The sequence below is a fragment of the Pseudomonas sp. BO3-4 genome, from assembly GCF_034044115.1.
Lineage (GTDB): Bacteria > Pseudomonadota > Gammaproteobacteria > Pseudomonadales > Pseudomonadaceae > Aquipseudomonas > Aquipseudomonas alloputida.
In genome coordinates, this window is sequence record NZ_CP139018.1 from 4,752,652 (window position 1) to 4,768,726 (window position 16,075).

The following is a 16,075-nucleotide window of genomic DNA, read 5'->3' on the forward strand; positions in this document are numbered from 1 at the left end:
ATCCAGTAAGTTGAGGCAGGCGGCACTGCTTCAATCAAAGGCTGGTGGAGGAAGTTTCAAACAACACGCTCACTGTCCCGGCATACTCACCCTTCAGATAACCATTGTCGGGCTTTATGGCCTTAAACGTAATGGGAAGATCATTGCCAGCTTTAGCATCTTCCGCGCTCATGACCTCCGCGGGCGTCAACTCCAACTTTTTATCCCCGACAGTGATGATAAGATCAATCTTCTGGTCGGTTTGTGGGTCTTGCAGCGATGCTGTGTGCAGCAGGTGGGCCTGAATAGCGCCGACATCACTCTGTGCCGAGAACTTTTCACTGACCGCCTTGAAGTCTTCGCGCTCCGGCTCATATTCAAGCGTCACGCCTTTCTCCAGCCAGTCCCCTACGGGGGCCACTGAAAAATCATTCCCGGGAATGATCGCCGTTACTGAAATATTCTGGGTGATCGGCTCAGGGGCGGACGCGACAGCGGCACCGGCAAACAATGCAAGGAACGGGACAGCCAATACATAGGATTTCACATCAAACTTCCTTTAACGGTTGCACATCAAATAGCGGGCACCCTGGGGCACCCGAATGAAATTGCGAATCAGGGCGCCCCTGTTTCAAACATCAAGGTGGCTTGCGTAGTGTAAGTACCAGGCATGCGAGTCGACGACGATTCCGCCATCGGATAGAACCTGAATTGAATGTTTTTTCCCTGAGCAGCTTCAGCAGCACTGATGATTTCAACCGGCGCCGTGCCCATTTTTTTGCGATTCAACATGATGTGGTATCGACGGGGCGCTACCGCACCGCCCACCCGTGTGAACCGATACTCCGAACGGTCTGTTTTCGCGTAAATCGGGCCGTAGGTGCTTTTTACAAACACCTCTTTTTCGATTTGCTTGAAGACGCCCCGGTCCGGGTCATATTCAGCCTGAAGTACGTCTTCCCACCAATTGCCAACCGAGTTCACCTGAAATTCAGGTGCCGACACGACAGCCTGGACACTGATGTCCTGCGGTATTTCCTTTGCCCCTGCAGCGCCCGCCACGCCAAGGAGAGCGAAGGTGATTAAACAGCGTAACTTCATTGAATATTCCCCAAATGTGCCGGCATCTATAGATGCACTTACGACACGAGGGAACTTTATGGGCAGAGCCTCACTCTGTATGTAGGCTGTTTCTGACTGCATAAATCGAGTAGGAGGCGGGCTCACACCCGCCGTCCTCTCACACCACCGTGCGTACGGTTCCGTACACGGCGGTTCAAGCTATGCGGCTAAGCCGGTTGATCGTATCCAGTATCGAGACCAGTCCGAGTCGATCCCATAGCTTCTTCGGCAGCGCCTGATTCATATGTGGCGCCCCCGAGTTCCACCACGGGCCTCGGCCGTTACAGACCGATTTACAGGCACGCTCTTCGCTTAAGCCCAGACGCATCAGGTTGCGCGCCCTCGTAGAGGGCTGCTTCCATTGGCGCCAGATGGCACAGCGGAGTTTGTGCCTGATCCAGCCATCCAGTTCCTCAAGTGGCCGTTTGCTCTGGCTAAGCTTGAAGTAACCCGCCCAGCCTCGCAGGACAGGGTTTATCCGCTCGATGGTATTCGTCATCTTGCGACCCCGTGCACCGCGTAGCAGCTCTGCGAGCCGGTCGCGCAGGCGACCCAGGCTCGTCGTTGCCACCCGCAGCCTTGGCTGCTGATGCCAGCTCATCCCATAGCCCAAGTAGTCACACTTCCAGGCTCTCGCGACTCGACTCTTCTTCTGATTCACCGTCAGTTTCAAACGTTGATTCAGGAAGCGTTCGACACTGGCCAGTACCCGTTCGCCAGCTCGAGGACTGCGTACATAGATGTTCGCATCATCGGCATAACGTACGAAGCGATGGCCCCGTCGCTCCAGCTCGCGGTCGAGTTCGTCGAGCAGGATATTCGACAGCAACGGCGAAAGCGGGCCGCCTTGCGGCGTCCCCTCCTGCCGTGGGCTGACGACACCGCCCGACATGATCCCGGCTTCAAGGTAGCGGCGGATAAGCCTGAGTACGCACTTGTCTTTGATCCGACGTTCGATGCAGGCCATGAGGATGTCGTGATTGACCCGATCGAAAAACTTCTCCAGATCGAGTTCCACGCACCAGCGGTGTCCCGCTGTCACATGAGCACGAGCCATCTCGATGGCTTGATGCGTACTTCTGCCCGGACGAAAACCATAGCTGTAGTCCGAGAACAGTGGGTCGAAGATAGGTGTGAGCTGCTGCTGCAGTGCTTGCTGGATCAGGCGATCCACGACGCTGGGGATTCCCAGTTGCCGTGTGCCGCCCTGCGGCTTGGGAATTTCAACCGCTCGCACTGCTTGGGGCTGGTATTCACCGGCCAGTAACCTGGCCTTGAGGGTTGGCCAATACTGTCTCACGTAGCCCGCCAAGTCAGCGACCGTCATGCCATCAGCACCCGGAGCCCCCTTGTTGCTAACCACGCGTTGATACGCACGCCTGAGGTTGGCCGGTGCAAGCACCCGCTCCATCAGCGTGTCCAGCTCCGCGTTCGTCCACGTCGCTGACGCCGCCGGCACCTTTGCACTGTCAGGCATCACCCTCGGCTTCTGGCCGGGATTCGGAGTGACAGATTCCGTTGAAGGAAATTTCTGCATTACGGCTACCAACGAGACAGTGACGCCTACTAGCGGCATAACCTGTTCGGCCCTTGGTGGCGCGGTTAACCGCCACTTACTACGGCTTCGGCTGACTTCTGCACGCTCATCCCGTCGCCTCTCGACGCTCGGTAGCACTATGGCAAGCGTGCAGATCTCCCAGGGTAATTCGCGCGACCTTCCTGCTTATACCTGTCGGATTTACGTCACAGCGCTCCGTGCAAGTATTGGGCTTTGGCGATTGTTGCCGCCTGACCCCGCTGTGCCGCCTGATCCGCTTCCTGTTCGTCAGGCCAGCATTTTGCCTCGGGCTTCCTTCAGATTCGCAGTCGCCCGCGACACCCTTGCCTCCGGCTAACACTTCCCCTTGCCGGGTGTGTAGAGGACTTTCACCTCCAAGTCACCCGCTCGGCCACCACAGCCAAGCAGGTTGCGCTTACGCGCAACGCGCCATGCCTGGCGCACAACAAAAAACGCCCCGACAGGCGGGGCGTTTTTCAATGCAGGGGATTGACGTTAGTGCGAGACCGCCCCGCTGGCACCCAGGCCAGTCTGCGAACGCACGAACTGCGGGAAGAACAGCGCGCGCTCATCCTCAGCCGCCTTGGACTTGTCGGTGACCGAGAAGAACCAGATGCTGACGAAGGCAATGGCCATCGAGAACAGCGCCGGGTACTCGTACGGGTAGATGGGTTTCTCGTGACCGAGAATCTGTACCCAGATGGTCGGGCCAAGGATCATCAGCGTCACCGCACTCACCAGGCCCAGCCAGCCGCCGATCATGGCGCCGCGGGTGGTCAGCTTCTTCCAGTACATCGAAAGCAGCAGTACCGGGAAGTTGCAGCTGGCCGCAATGGAGAACGCCAGGCCGACCATGAAGGCGATGTTCTGCTTCTCGAACAGAATCCCCAGGCCGATCGCCAGCACACCCAAGGCGACAGTGGTGATCTTCGATACGCGGATCTCGTCCTTGTCGTTGGCTTTGCCCTTGCGCCAGACGCTGGCGTACAGGTCGTGGGACACCGCCGAGGCACCGGCCAGGGTCAGGCCAGCCACCACCGCCAGGATGGTGGCAAAGGCCACCGCCGAGATGAAGCCGAGGAACACACTGCCACCCACCGCATTGGCCAGGTGCACCGCAGCCATGTTGTTGCCACCCAGCAGAGCGCCTGCGGCGTCCTTGAATTCCGGGTTGGTGCTGACCAGCAGGATCGCGCCAAAGCCAATGATGAAGGTGAGGATGTAGAAGTAGCCGATGAAGCCGGTGGCGTACAGCACGCTTTTGCGCGCTTCCTTGGCGTCACTGACGGTGAAGAAGCGCATCAGGATGTGCGGCAGGCCGGCAGTACCGAACATCAGTGCCAGGCCCAGGGAGAATGCCGAGATCGGGTCCTTGACCAGGCCGCCGGGGCTCATGATCGCCTCGCCCTTGGCGTGTACCTTGATGGCTTCGGAGAACAGCGTGTTGAAGTCAAAGCCCACGTGCTTCATGACCATCAGCGCCATGAAACTGGCACCGGACAGCAGCAGCACAGCCTTGATGATCTGTACCCAGGTGGTGGCCAGCATGCCGCCGAACAGCACGTACAGGCACATCAGGATACCCACCAGGATCACCGCCACATGGTAGTCCAGGCCGAACAGCAGCTCGATCAGCTTGCCGGCGCCGACCATTTGCGCGATCAGGTAGAACGCCACCACCACCAGCGAACCGGAGGCCGACAGGGTGCGAATTTCCTTTTGCCCGAGGCGGTACGAGGCCACGTCGGCGAAGGTGTACTTGCCCAGGTTGCGCAGGCGTTCGGCAATCAGGAAAAGAATGATCGGCCAGCCAACCAGGAAGCCGATCGAGTAGATCAGGCCGTCATAACCCGAGGTGAACACCAGCGCGGAAATACCCAGGAACGAGGCGGCCGACATGTAGTCGCCAGCAATCGCCAGGCCGTTCTGGAAGCCGGTGATCTTGCCACCGGCAGCGTAGTAGTCCGATGCCGACTTGTTGCGTTTGGAGGCCCAGTAGGTGATGCCGAGGGTGAAGGCGACGAAGGCCACGAACATGGCGATGGCGGAAACGTTCAGCGGTTGTTTCTGCACCTCGCCGGTCAGGGCATCGGCGGCCCACACGGCGGGTGCGAAGGCTCCGCAGGCCAATACGGCCAGGGCTTTGACTTGGCGAATCATTGTTGCGCCTCCTTCAGGATTTCCTTGTTCAGCTCATCGAATTCGCCGTTGGCGCGGCGCACGTAGATGGCGGTCAGGACGAATGCCGAAACGATCAGACCGACGCCCAGGGGAATGCCCCAGGTAATCGATGACTCAGGGCTGAGCTTGGCGCCCAGCAAATGAGGACCGTAGGCGATCAGGAGGATGAAGGCGCAGTACAGGCCGAGCATGATCGCCGAGAGAATCCAGGCGAACCGTTCGCGTTTGGTGACCAGCTCCTTGAAACGGGGGCTGTTTTGTATCGAGAGGTAAATGCTGTCGTTCATTGTTTTTGTCCTAGCAGCACAGATACGGGATGGAACCCACACCCTTACTTTATGCTGCCGATGGACGCCAACCAGACGACCTTAGTCTTAGATGCAACGGTGTTTTACCGATTGCGTAACAAAGTGATGAGCCGTTCGCGGGTGTACCCGCTCCTGTAGGAGCGGGTACACCCGCGAAGAAACCCTATTGGCCCTGGAAGGTGATTACTTGCCAGTCCACTCCTTCACACGATCAGGGTGCTTGGCAACCCAGTCCTTGGCGGCCGCTTCAGGCTTGGCCCCTTCCTGAATCGCCAGCATCACCTCACCAATCTCGTCCTTGGACTGCCAGTTGAACTTCTTCAGGAACTCCGCCACTTCCGGTGCCTTGGTGGCCAGTTCCTTGCTGCCGATGCTGTTCACGGTTTCTGCCGCGCCATATACGCCTTTCGGGTCTTCGAGGAACTTCAGCTTCCACTTGGCGAACATCCAGTGCGGAACCCAACCGGTCACCGCAATCGACTGCTGCTTGGCATAGGCACGGCCCAGTTCCGCCGTCATCGCCGCACCCGAGCTGGCCTGCAACTTGTAACTGGTCAGGCCATAGTCCTTGATCGCCTGGTCGGTCTTGAGCATCACACCGGAGCCTGCGTCGATGCCGACAATCCTGTCCTTGAAGCTGTTATCGGTCTTGAGGTCGGCAATGCTCACTGCCTTGACGTACTCGGGGACGATCAGGCCGATCTTGGCATCCTTGAAGTTCGGGCCGTAGTCGACCACGTTGTCCTTGTTCTTGGCCCAGTACTCACCATGGGTCACCGGCAACCAGGCCGACAACATGGCATCGAGCTTGCCAGTTGCCACACCCTGCCACATGATCCCCGTGGCCACGGCCTGCAACTTCACGTCATAGCCGAGTTTTTGCTTGATTACTTCGGCGGCCACGTTGGTGGTCGCCACGCTGTCGGCCCAACCATCCACGTAACCAATGCTTACTTCTTTGGCCATAGCCTGTGCAGCGCTCATGGCCATTACCAGGGCGGTGCCCACGCCCAGGAAACGTCGCATTTTCTTCAAAGTTGCCATCAAAGCATCCCCTCGTCAGGTCTTGGAGATTGCATCATCTTCCTGCAACACAAGTCGACCTGATCCAGCTGCGACCTGCACCCGCCCCATATGCGACAGCACTATGCCATTAGCGCCATCGGCCTACCTCGGCCTGCGCGATCCTTGCATGCCAAAGGTTTGGCGCCGGGCTACTATCTAACCTTTTGTGCCAGACGATGGACCGCCACATGCCCAGTTGTAGCCGCTTGTTATTGCCGTTGTACCTGCTTGCCTGCCTGCTGGCCCTGCTCGGGCTGGGGGGGCTCTGGTACGGGCTGGGCAAGCCTGTGCACCTGCCCGATGCGGCCAGCCCTGCACACAAGCTGCAATGCGCTTCGTACACGCCGTTTGACAAAGACCAGTCGCCTTACGACCAGCCGTTTCGCCTGCGCCCAGCGCGGATGGACGCCGACCTGGCGTTACTGGCCGAGCGGTTTCAGTGCATCCGTACCTATTCCATGAGCGGTCTTGAGGCAATCCCGGCGCTGGCACGCAAGCACGGGCTGAAGGTGATGCTGGGCGCCTGGGTGAACGCCCACCCGGCCGACACCGAGAAGGAAATCAACCTGCTGATCGCTGCTGCCAACGCCAACCCTGACGTGGTCAGCGCGGTGATCGTCGGCAATGAGACACTGTTGCGCAAGGAGGTGACCGGTGCCCACCTGGCCAAATTGATCGCGCGGGTGAAGCGCGAGGTCAAGGTGCCAGTGACCTACGCCGATGTGTGGGAATTCTGGCTGCAGCACCCGCAGGTGGCCCCGGCAGTGGACTTCCTGACCATCCATCTGCTGCCCTACTGGGAGGACGACCCGCGTGGCATCGACGATGCCTTGGCCCACGTTGCCGATGTGCGCCGGGTGTTCGGCACACGCTTCGCGCCCAAGGACATACTGATTGGCGAAACCGGCTGGCCCAGCGAAGGCCGCCAACGCGAAACGGCGGAGCCCAGCCGGGTCAATGAGGCGCGCTTCATCCGTGGCTTCGTGGCCATGGCCGAGCGCAATGGCTGGCACTACAACCTGATCGAAGCCTTCGATCAGCCCTGGAAACGCGCCAATGAGGGCGCAGTGGGTGGCTACTGGGGGCTGTACGACGCGGACCGGCAGGACAAGGGTGTGCTCGAAGGGCCCGTGAGCAACCTGCATGACTGGCCGCAGTGGTTGCTGGCCAGCACCGTGCTGATGGTGATCATGCTGGTGCTGGCCGGGCGCCCCGCTACACCGTTGGCCGCTTTCCTGCTGCCACTGCTGGCAGCGTTTGGCGCCGCTTGCCTGGGCCTGTGGGGTGAGTTGATGCGTACCCATGCGCGCTTTGCCGGGGAATGGTTGTGGGCACTGATGCTGGCCGGGCTGAACCTGCTGGTACTGGCCCACGCGCTGTTGGCGCTGGCGCGGCGGGCCGGCTGGCGTGAGCGCTTGTTCGCCTGGCTGCAGGTGCGAGCCGGCTGGCTGTTGCTGGCGGCGGGCTTCGCTGCGGCGGTGAGCATGCTGGCAATGGTGTTCGACCCGCGCTACCGCAGCTTCCCCAGCGCGGCGCTGGCGTTGCCGGCGCTGGTGTATGTGCTGTGGCCGGTGCGGGCGCGACGGGCGGAGGTGGCGTTGCTGGCGTTCATCGTCGGCGCCGGGGTGGCGCCGCAGTTGTTCGTCGAAGGGCTGGAGAACCAGCAGGCCTGGGGCTGGGCGGTGGTGAGTGTGCTGATGACAGCGGCGTTGTGGCGAAGCTTGCGGATGCGACAGGCTTGATACTGCATATTCCTCAAGCCCGGCGGGACCTTGTGGGTGCAACTGTCTTGCTCAACCTGTGGGAGCGGGCTTGCCCGCGAACACGGGCGAAGCCCGTGCCATCCACCACGGTGTTGGCTTCGCGGGCAAGCCCGCTCCCACGCGCAGCTGCTTACAATGGGGGTTGCCTGACCAGGCGCAACCCCGCCAGTACCAGCGCAAACACCGCAATGCTGGCGGTGTACAGCACCAGCGCCGGCACCGCGAACACCAGTGCCAACACTGCCAGCCACCAGCCGGCACGCGCGGAAACGAACTGGGCCAGAAGCGCCAGGCCCAATCCGCCCCAGGCCATGACTTGATGGTGAATGCCCAACCCCAGCAGCGAACGCACCTCGCACTGCCAGTACGCCGTCGGCACTGCGCACAGCCCTACCCACTGGCCATCCTCCATCAGGCCGTAACGCACACCATAGCTGGCCGCGAGCCAAAGCCCCAGAAACAGCACCAGCAGCACCGTCGGCAGCGAACGAGACATCCTGTTCTCCAATAGCGGTAATCGAAAGCATCCATGATCGCTTATGCCCGTTTCTAAGGCAAAATCACACCCCGGCGGCTATGTTGCAGATAGCAAGTACGCCAAAGGCCACCGCAGCGGGCAACTTTGCCCGCCTGGCTGTGGTCCTAGCCTGCACACTGCTCGACCTTGCGTTCTTTTGGGGGATTACATGCTTCGATCTTTGCGCCTCGCTGCCCTGCTCGGCAGCTTGCTCATGGCTGTGGCCGCTTCAGCGCGGGATATCGACGCTGCCAGCTATGGCTACCCTCTTACCAACCCGTTCGAGGCCACCATCGCCACCACGCCGCCGGACAAGCGCCCTGAGCTGCCCAGCGACGATGAAATCACTCAGTCCGACTACAGCCTGAACTTGCGCCCGGAGCGCGAGTTCACGTTGCCCGACAACTTCTGGGCAGTGAAGAAGCTCAAGTACCGCCTGGCCCGCCAGGATCGCGAAGCGCCGCTGATCTTCATCATCGCCGGCACCGGTGCGCCCTACAGCAGCAGCATCAATGAATACCTGAAAAAGCTGTTCTACCAGGCCGGCTTCCACGTGGTGCAACTGTCATCGCCCACCAGCTATGACTTCATGAGTGCAGCCTCGCGCTTTGCTACCCCCGGCATCAGCCAGGAAGACGCCGAAGACATGTACCGGGTCATGCAGGCCGTGCGCGCCCAGCATCCACGCCTGCCGGTCAGTGATTTCTACCTCACCGGTTACAGCCTGGGTGCGCTCGACGCCGCCTTCGTCAGCCACCTGGACGAAACCCGCCGCAGCTTCAACTTCAAACGTGTGCTGCTGCTCAACCCACCGGTCAACCTCTACACCTCGATCAACAACCTCGACAAGCTGGTGCAGACCCAGGTCAAGGGCATCGACCGCAGCACCACGTTCTACGAGCTGATGCTGGAAAAACTCACCCGCTACTTCCAGGACAAGGGCTACATCGACCTGAACGACGCCCTGCTGTACGACTTCCAGCAGTCGCGCCAGCACCTGTCCAACGAGCAGATGGCCATGCTGATCGGCACTTCGTTCCGCTTCTCGGCAGCCGACATCGCCTTCACTTCCGACCTGATCAACCGCCGTGGCCTGATCATTCCGCCGAAGTTCCCAATCACCGAAGGCAGCAGCCTCACGCCGTTCTTCAAGCGCGCCCTGCAGTGCGACTTCGACTGCTACATGACCGAGCAGGTGATTCCGATGTGGCGCGCCCGCACCGACGGCAACAGCATCCTGCAGTTGGTCAACCAGGTCAGCCTGTATGCCCTGGAAGACTACCTGCGCAGCAGTGACAAGATCGCTGTGATGCACAACGCCGACGACGTCATTCTCGGCCCGGGCGACATTGGCTTCCTGCGCAAGGTGTTCGGTGAACGGCTGACCCTCTACCCCCATGGCGGCCATTGCGGCAACCTCAACTACCGCGTCAACAGTGACGCCATGCTGGAGTTCTTCCGTGGTTAACAAACTCCTCTTCGCCACTGCCCTGCTTGCCGCTGGCCACACCCTGGCCGCCGAAACCGCACCCAGAGCCAGCGTGGTCGAGGCCGACCCGCAGGTGATCGGCACGGCGCCACTGGCGCCCGAAGCCGATGGCTTCCTCGACCCGCTGCGTGAGCTGAAATTCAACCCGGGGCTGGACCAGCGCGAGTTCGAGCGCTCAACCCTGCAGGCGCTCAACGTGTACGACCCGCTGGAGTCGATCAACCGGCGCATCTACCACTTCAACTACCGATTGGACCAATGGGTGCTGCTGCCGCTGGTGAATGGCTATCAGTATGTAACCCCAAAGTTCGTGCGCACGGGGGTGAGCAACTTCTTCAACAACCTTGGCGATGTGCCGAACCTGTTCAACAGCGTGTTGCAGCTCAAAGCCAAGCGCTCGGCAGAAATCACTGCGCGACTGATGTTCAACACGATTATCGGCGTGGGTGGGCTGTGGGACCCGGCGACCAGCATGGGCCTGCCGCGCCAGAGCGAGGACTTTGGCCAGACCCTGGGCTTCTATGGCGTGCCGGATGGGCCGTACCTGATGCTGCCGGTGCTAGGGCCATCGAACCTGCGCGATACCACCGGGCTGGTGGTGGACTATGCGGGAGAGCAGGCGGTCAACTACCTGAACGTGGCCGAAGCCAGCACCGATCACCCGGAAATCTTCGCCCTGCGTGTGGTGGACAAGCGCTACACCACCAACTTCCGTTACGGCCAGCTGAATTCGCCGTTCGAGTATGAAAAGGTGCGGTATGTGTATACCCAGGCGCGCAAGTTGCAGATAGCCGAGTAAGCCTGCTGCGGCCCTTTCGCGGGTGAACCCGCGCCTACACAGGTATTGGCGCAACCCCTTGTCGCGAAAGGGCCCGCACAGGCAACATCAAATCCCCAGGAATTCGCAAAGCTCGCGCTTCTTGGCCAAGGCATCCTTGCGCCCCAGCTCGATCAGTTCACTGCAATAGCTGGCCTCGAACAGCAAATAGCTCAACACCCCCGCCCCGCTGGTGCGCGTCGCCCCCGGCCCCCGTAAGAACAGGCGTAACGCCGCCGGCAACTCGCGGCGGTGCCGAGCGGCAATCTCATCCAGCGGCTGGCTGGGCGCCACCACCAGCACGTCGATCGGTGCCAGCCCCAGGCGCCGGGCATCCAGGTGCGCCGGCAACAGCCCGCTCAAGTGGTTGAGGCGCTGCAGCAGTTCGATATCGCCTTCCAGGCTGTCAATGAACGTACTGTTGAGCATGTGCCCGCCGATCTGCGCCAGGCTCGGCTGCTGCCCGCTGAACACGCGCTGGGGCGGCACCGGTGGCGCTGGCCGCTGCGGGTTTCCGCTGACCCCGACCACCAGCACCCGGCTGGCGCCCAGGTGCAAGGCCGGGCTGATCGGCGCCGACTGGCGCACTGCACCGTCGCCGTAATACTCGCCGCCCAGTTGCACCGGGGCGAACAGCAGCGGGATCGCCGCACTGGCCAGTAGGTGGTCGATGGTCAACGGTGCGGGTACGCCGATACGCCGGTGGCGCAGCCAGGCCTCGATAGTGCCGCGGCCCTGGTAGAAGGTCACCGCCTGGCCAGACTCGTAGCCAAAGGCGGTCACTGCCACGGCGCGCAATTGCTCGGCGGCCAAGGCGTGGCCGATGCCATCCAGGTTCAGGTGCGTTTGCAACAGGCTGCGCAAAGGGCTGCTGTCGAGCAACGCCACGGGGGCCTGGCCACCCAGCCCCAGCAGGCTGTGGCCGACGAAACGGCTGGCCTGGCGCACGACCCCGGGCCAGTCGCTGCGGATGACCAGATGGCTGCGGAAGTTCTGCCAGAAGGCAGTGAGCCGTTGCACGGCCTCGTTGAAGTGCACCGCACCACTGGCCAGGGTGACGGCGTTGATGGCCCCGGCGGAGGTGCCGACGATGACCGGGAACGGGTTGTGCGCGCCGGCGGGCAGCAACTCGGCGATGCCCGCCAGCACGCCGACCTGGTAGGCGGCGCGGGCGCCGCCGCCAGAAAGGATGAGACCGGTTACCGGGGGTGGAGCCATGGCGTCCTTCCTGGGGTCAAGGTGCTTTCATGCCCGGCCTCTTCGCGGGTGAACCCGCTCCCACAGGGCCCCGCAATATGCAGAACCCGTGGTAATCCTGCAGGAGCGGGTTTACCCGCGAAGAGGCCAGGCCTGCTTACAAGGTTCAGCGCTTTTTCTTGTCATACAGCCGCGGCGCCCCTTCGGGCCGCGACTTGAACCGCCGGTGCGCCCACAGGTATTGCTCGGGGCACTCGCGCAACACACGTTCAACCCACTGGTTGATGCGCAGGCAGTCGGCTTCCTCGCTCTCGCCGGGGAAGTCCGTCAGTGGCGGGTGGATGACCAGACGATAGCCGCTGCCATCCTCCAGGCGCTTCTGGGTGAACGGAATCACTTGCGCCTTGCCCAGCCGGGCAAACTTGGTGGTAGCGGTGACCGTCGCTGCGGGGATGCCAAACAACGGTACGAAGATGCTCTGTTTGGCGCCGTAGTCCTGGTCCGGTGCGTACCAGATCGCCCGGCCCGAACGCAGCAGCTTGAGCATGCCACGTACGTCCTCGCGCTCCACCGCCAGCGAATCAAGGTTGTGACGCTCGCGGCCGCTGCGCTGGATGAAGTCGAACAGTGCATTGCCGTGTTCGCGGTACATGCCGTCGATCGTGTGCTGCTGGCCGAGCAGCGCGGCGCCGATTTCCAGGGTAGTGAAGTGCACCGCCATGAGGATCGCGCCCTGCCCCGCCTGCTGGGCGGCCTGCAGGTGCTCAAGGCCCTCGATATGAGCCAGGCGCGCCAGCCTGGCCTTGGGCCACCACCAGCTCATGGCCATTTCGAAGAAGGCGATGCCGGTAGAGGCGAAGTTGGCCTTGAGCAAACGCTGCCGTTCGTCGATCGACAGCTCCGGGAAGCACAGCTCCAGGTTGCGCGCGGCGATGCGCCGACGTTCACCGGCAAAGCAATACATGACGGCGCCCAGCGCGGCACCGATCTTCAGCAGCACCCGGTACGGCAACTGGACCACCAGCCACAGCAGGCCCAGGCCCAGCCACAGGCCCCAGAACTTGGGGTGAAGGTAATAGGGACGAAAACGCGGGCGTTCCATTGAAGCATCCGGAAAGACAAAGGCCGCGCATTCTACAACGGATCAGCGCATGTTGCGGGCAACCGGTGTTCTCGTTATAAGTCAGGGCACTTTTTTCGCAACAAGCCGTCTATGCAGACCATGAGCCCAAACCACACACCCGACACCGCCTCCGTGTTCCAGCTCAAGGGCAGCATGCTCGCCATTACGGTACTGGAACTGGCGCGCAATGACCTTGAAGCCCTCGACCGCCAATTGGCGGCCAAAGTCGCCCAGGCCCCGAACTTCTTCAGCAATACACCGCTGGTGCTGGCGCTGGACAAGCTGCCGGCCGACGAAGGGGCAATCGACCTGCCCGGCTTGATGCGGATCTGCCGACACCACGGCCTGCGTACCCTGGCCATCCGCGCCAACCGCATCGAGGACATCGCCGCCGCCATCGCCATCGACCTGCCGGTGCTGCCGCCCTCGGGGGCCCGCGAACGGCCGTTGGAGCCCGAGCCCGAGGTAGTCAAAAAGCCCGAACCGGCCCCTGCCCCGGCGCCAGCGCCTGCCCCTGAACCCGAGGTGCGCCCGACCCGCATCATTACTTCGCCAGTACGCGGCGGCCAACAGATCTATGCTCAGGGCGGTGATCTGGTGGTGACGGGTTCGGTCAGCCCAGGTGCGGAACTTCTGGCCGATGGCAACATCCATGTGTACGGCGCCATGCGCGGCCGCGCCCTGGCCGGCATCAAAGGCAACACCAAGGCGCGTATCTTCTGCCAGCAGATGACCGCCGAAATGGTCTCGATCGCCGGCCAGTACAAAGTCTGCGAAGACCTGCGCCGGGATCCGCTGTGGGGGACCAGCGTGCAAGTCAGCCTGTCTGGTGACGTGTTGAACATCACCCGTCTTTAACGGATACTTGCCAGCATTTTTAGAGCAACTTTTTTACCGTTGCCTTTATTTAGCTATTTCAGTTTTTTGCAGGGACAAGTGTCCCGACTATTTTTAGGGGTGAAACACCTTGGCCAAGATTCTCGTGGTTACTTCCGGCAAGGGGGGTGTGGGCAAGACCACTACCAGCGCCGCCATTGGTACCGGCCTCGCACTGCGCGGCCACAAGACCGTCATTGTCGACTTCGACGTGGGCCTGCGTAACCTCGACCTGATCATGGGCTGCGAACGCCGCGTGGTGTACGACTTCGTCAACGTGGTCAACGGCGAAGCCAACCTGCAACAGGCCCTGATCAAGGACAAGCGCCTCGAGAACCTGTACGTGCTGGCCGCCAGCCAGACCCGTGACAAGGACGCGCTGACCCAGGAAGGCGTGGAAAAGGTACTGATGGACCTGAAGAAGGACTTCGAGTACGTCATCTGCGACTCGCCGGCCGGTATCGAAAAAGGTGCTCACCTGGCCATGTACTTCGCTGACGAAGCCATCGTGGTGACCAACCCGGAAGTTTCGTCGGTACGTGACTCCGACCGCATGCTGGGTATTCTGTCGAGCAAGTCGCGCCGCTCCGAAAACGGTGAAGAGCCGATCAAGGAGCATTTGCTGATCACCCGCTACCACCCGGAGCGCGTCGTCAAAGGCGAAATGCTGAGCGTGGCCGACGTGGAAGAAATCCTGTCGATCAAACTCAAGGGTGTGATCCCGGAATCGCAGGCCGTCCTCAAGGCGTCCAACCAAGGTATCCCGGTCATTCTCGATGACCAGAGCGATGCCGGCCAGGCCTACAGTGATGCGGTCGACCGCCTGCTGGGCAAAGAGAAGCCGATGCGCTTCATCGATGTACAGAAGAAGGGATTCTTCGAGCGCATTTTCGGGAGCAAATAAACCATGAACCTTTTTGACTTCTTTCGTGGCAGACAGAAACAGACCAGCGCGTCGGTAGCGAAAGAGCGTCTACAGATCATCGTGGCGCACGAGCGCGGCCAACGCAGCGAACCGGACTACCTGCCCGCGCTGCAGAAAGAACTGCTGGAAGTGATCCGCAAATATGTGAACATCGGCAACGATGATGTGCATATCGAGCTGGAAAACCAGGGCAGCTGCTCGATTCTGGAGCTGAACATCACCCTGCCGGATCGCTGATCCGCGTAGTCGACAATTTGGGGCTGCCTTGCAGCCCTTCGCGGGCAAGCCCGCTCCTACAGGGGAATGCATAGCCTTTGTAGGAGCGGGCTTGCCCGCGAAGGGCCGCAAAGCGGCCCCAGCGTTTACTGCTATTTTCGTGAGACCTGTAATGCCGCTGTCGAATGTCCAGATCCTCTTCGAAGACGCCGCCATCCTGGTGATCAACAAACCGACCCTGCTGCTGTCGGTACCTGGCCGTGCCGAGGACAACAAGGACTGCCTGATCACCCGCCTGCAGGAAAACGGCTACCCCGATGCGCTGATCGTGCACCGTCTGGACTGGGAAACCTCCGGCATCATCCTGCTGGCCCGCGATGCCGACAGCCACCGCGAGCTGTCGCGCCAGTTTCACGACCGTGAAACCGAAAAAGCCTACACCGCGCTGTGCTGGGGCCAGCCGGCGCTGGACAGCGGCAGCATCGACCTGCCACTGCGCTACGACCCACCGACCAAACCACGGCATGTGGTGGACCACGAGCAGGGCAAGCACGCCCTGACCTTCTGGCGTATCGTCGAACGCTGCGGCGATTACTGTCGGGTGGAGCTGACGCCGATTACCGGGCGTTCGCACCAGCTGCGGGTGCACATGCTGTCGATCGGGCACCCGCTGCTGGGTGATCGGCTGTACGCCAACCCGCAAGCCCTGGCGGCCCATGAGCGGCTGTGCCTGCATGCCTCGATGCTGAGCTTTACCCACCCGGTGTCCGGGCAGCGGTTGAAGTTCGAGTGCCCGGCACCGTTCTGATTTCGCAGGGCCTGTACCGGCCTCTTCGCGGCTGAAGCCGCCCCCACAAGGACCGCGCTGCGCTCAGGGGCTGTGTAATACCTGTGGTAGCAGCGCTAGCCGCGAAGATGCAGACACAAATTGTCGACATT

Annotated in this window: 16 protein-coding genes; 7 read left to right on the top strand and 9 right to left on the bottom strand. The window is 61.4% G+C overall.

Features of this window, described 5'->3' with window-relative positions:
* Positions 1-34: 34 nt before the first annotated feature.
* The 6 genes from REH59_RS21800 to REH59_RS21825 all read right to left on the bottom strand — a co-directional run bounded on the left by REH59_RS21800 (position 35) and on the right by REH59_RS21825 (position 6,192).
* A complete protein-coding gene (locus tag REH59_RS21800; protein ID WP_014861131.1) occupies positions 35-526 on the bottom strand; it encodes a CS1 type fimbrial major subunit in 492 nt (163 codons plus the stop codon).
* A 68-nt stretch (positions 527-594) separates the two neighbouring features.
* Positions 595-1,080: a hypothetical protein gene (locus REH59_RS21805; protein WP_014861130.1), complete on the bottom strand. Its 486-nt coding sequence runs from the start codon at positions 1,078-1,080 to the stop codon at positions 595-597.
* A gap of 175 nt (positions 1,081-1,255) precedes the next feature.
* On the bottom strand, positions 1,256-2,677 hold the full coding sequence (ltrA, locus tag REH59_RS21810; RefSeq protein WP_265536532.1) for a group II intron reverse transcriptase/maturase: 1,422 nt from the start codon (positions 2,675-2,677) through the stop codon (positions 1,256-1,258).
* Positions 2,678-3,154: 477 nt separating this feature from the next.
* On the bottom strand, positions 3,155-4,819 hold the full coding sequence (locus tag REH59_RS21815; protein WP_010952787.1) for a cation acetate symporter: 1,665 nt from the start codon (positions 4,817-4,819) through the stop codon (positions 3,155-3,157).
* A complete protein-coding gene (locus tag REH59_RS21820; protein WP_003252591.1) occupies positions 4,816-5,127 on the bottom strand; it encodes a DUF485 domain-containing protein in 312 nt (103 codons plus the stop codon). The genes REH59_RS21815 and REH59_RS21820 overlap by 4 nt, the downstream gene beginning before the upstream one ends.
* A gap of 204 nt (positions 5,128-5,331) precedes the next feature.
* Complete coding sequence (locus REH59_RS21825; RefSeq protein ID WP_003252589.1) at positions 5,332-6,192, bottom strand: glycine betaine ABC transporter substrate-binding protein; 861 nt, start codon at positions 6,190-6,192, stop codon at positions 5,332-5,334.
* 197 nt (positions 6,193-6,389) lie between these two features.
* Here REH59_RS21825 and REH59_RS21830 point away from each other — a divergent pair, with 197 nt between their 5' ends.
* Entirely contained in the window at positions 6,390-7,955 is a 1,566-nt protein-coding gene (locus REH59_RS21830) for a beta (1-6) glucans synthase (RefSeq protein ID WP_128573659.1), read from the top strand.
* Positions 7,956-8,106: 151 nt separating this feature from the next.
* On the opposite strand, the gene REH59_RS21835 is transcribed toward REH59_RS21830, so the two are convergent.
* Positions 8,107-8,472, bottom strand: coding sequence for a hypothetical protein (locus REH59_RS21835; protein ID WP_014860252.1), 366 nt, complete (start codon positions 8,470-8,472; stop codon positions 8,107-8,109).
* 190 nt (positions 8,473-8,662) lie between these two features.
* Between REH59_RS21835 and REH59_RS21840 the strand changes: the two genes are divergently transcribed.
* Together REH59_RS21840 and REH59_RS21845 are read left to right on the top strand one after the other, a co-directional pair.
* Positions 8,663-9,961 (top strand): serine/threonine protein kinase, encoded by a 1,299-nt coding sequence (locus REH59_RS21840; protein WP_121783926.1) that lies wholly within the window; start codon positions 8,663-8,665, stop codon positions 9,959-9,961.
* 73 nt (positions 9,962-10,034) lie between these two features.
* On the top strand, positions 10,035-10,781 hold the full coding sequence (locus REH59_RS21845; protein ID WP_042162639.1) for a VacJ family lipoprotein: 747 nt from the start codon (positions 10,035-10,037) through the stop codon (positions 10,779-10,781).
* 87 nt (positions 10,782-10,868) lie between these two features.
* Here the strand turns inward: REH59_RS21845 and REH59_RS21850 are convergent, their stop codons facing one another.
* Together REH59_RS21850 and REH59_RS21855 are read right to left on the bottom strand one after the other, a co-directional pair.
* A complete protein-coding gene (locus REH59_RS21850) occupies positions 10,869-12,017 on the bottom strand; it encodes a patatin-like phospholipase family protein (RefSeq protein ID WP_014860250.1) in 1,149 nt (382 codons plus the stop codon).
* 145 nt (positions 12,018-12,162) lie between these two features.
* Entirely contained in the window at positions 12,163-13,098 is a 936-nt protein-coding gene (locus tag REH59_RS21855; protein WP_003252578.1) for a lipid A biosynthesis lauroyl acyltransferase, read from the bottom strand.
* Positions 13,099-13,209: 111 nt separating this feature from the next.
* Between REH59_RS21855 and minC the strand changes: the two genes are divergently transcribed.
* The 4 genes from minC to REH59_RS21875 all read left to right on the top strand — a co-directional run bounded on the left by minC (position 13,210) and on the right by REH59_RS21875 (position 15,944).
* Positions 13,210-13,977 carry a septum site-determining protein MinC gene (gene minC, locus REH59_RS21860; RefSeq protein WP_012053412.1) on the top strand — a complete coding sequence of 256 codons (768 nt, stop codon included), beginning with the start codon at positions 13,210-13,212 and terminating at the stop codon, positions 13,975-13,977.
* Positions 13,978-14,086: 109 nt separating this feature from the next.
* A complete protein-coding gene (minD, locus tag REH59_RS21865; protein ID WP_003252574.1) occupies positions 14,087-14,899 on the top strand; it encodes a septum site-determining protein MinD in 813 nt (270 codons plus the stop codon).
* 3 nt (positions 14,900-14,902) lie between these two features.
* Entirely contained in the window at positions 14,903-15,157 is a 255-nt protein-coding gene (gene minE / locus REH59_RS21870) for a cell division topological specificity factor MinE (RefSeq protein WP_003252572.1), read from the top strand.
* Between the two features lie 151 nt (positions 15,158-15,308).
* Positions 15,309-15,944 (top strand): RluA family pseudouridine synthase, encoded by a 636-nt coding sequence (locus REH59_RS21875; protein ID WP_003252569.1) that lies wholly within the window; start codon positions 15,309-15,311, stop codon positions 15,942-15,944.
* The last annotated feature ends 131 nt before the right edge of the window (positions 15,945-16,075 follow it).

Excerpts from the sequence above, each read along its gene's own strand:
- REH59_RS21805 (WP_014861130.1), bottom strand. The coding sequence starts at position 1,080 with ATGAAGTTACGCTGTTTAATCACCTTCGCTCTCCTTGGCGTGGCGGGC.
- ltrA (WP_265536532.1), bottom strand. The coding sequence starts at position 2,677 with ATGCCGCTAGTAGGCGTCACTGTCTCGTTGGTAGCCGTAATGCAGAAA.
- REH59_RS21815 (WP_010952787.1), bottom strand. The coding sequence starts at position 4,819 with ATGATTCGCCAAGTCAAAGCCCTGGCCGTATTGGCCTGCGGAGCCTTC.
- REH59_RS21820 (WP_003252591.1), bottom strand. The coding sequence starts at position 5,127 with ATGAACGACAGCATTTACCTCTCGATACAAAACAGCCCCCGTTTCAAG.
- REH59_RS21825 (WP_003252589.1), bottom strand. The coding sequence starts at position 6,192 with ATGGCAACTTTGAAGAAAATGCGACGTTTCCTGGGCGTGGGCACCGCC.
- REH59_RS21830 (WP_128573659.1), top strand. The coding sequence starts at position 6,390 with ATGGACCGCCACATGCCCAGTTGTAGCCGCTTGTTATTGCCGTTGTAC.
- REH59_RS21835 (WP_014860252.1), bottom strand. The coding sequence starts at position 8,472 with ATGTCTCGTTCGCTGCCGACGGTGCTGCTGGTGCTGTTTCTGGGGCTT.
- REH59_RS21840 (WP_121783926.1), top strand. The coding sequence starts at position 8,663 with ATGCTTCGATCTTTGCGCCTCGCTGCCCTGCTCGGCAGCTTGCTCATG.
- REH59_RS21850 (WP_014860250.1), bottom strand. The coding sequence starts at position 12,017 with ATGGCTCCACCCCCGGTAACCGGTCTCATCCTTTCTGGCGGCGGCGCC.
- REH59_RS21855 (WP_003252578.1), bottom strand. The coding sequence starts at position 13,098 with ATGGAACGCCCGCGTTTTCGTCCCTATTACCTTCACCCCAAGTTCTGG.
- minC (WP_012053412.1), top strand. The coding sequence starts at position 13,210 with ATGCAGACCATGAGCCCAAACCACACACCCGACACCGCCTCCGTGTTC.
- minE (WP_003252572.1), top strand. The coding sequence starts at position 14,903 with ATGAACCTTTTTGACTTCTTTCGTGGCAGACAGAAACAGACCAGCGCG.
- REH59_RS21875 (WP_003252569.1), top strand. The coding sequence starts at position 15,309 with ATGCCGCTGTCGAATGTCCAGATCCTCTTCGAAGACGCCGCCATCCTG.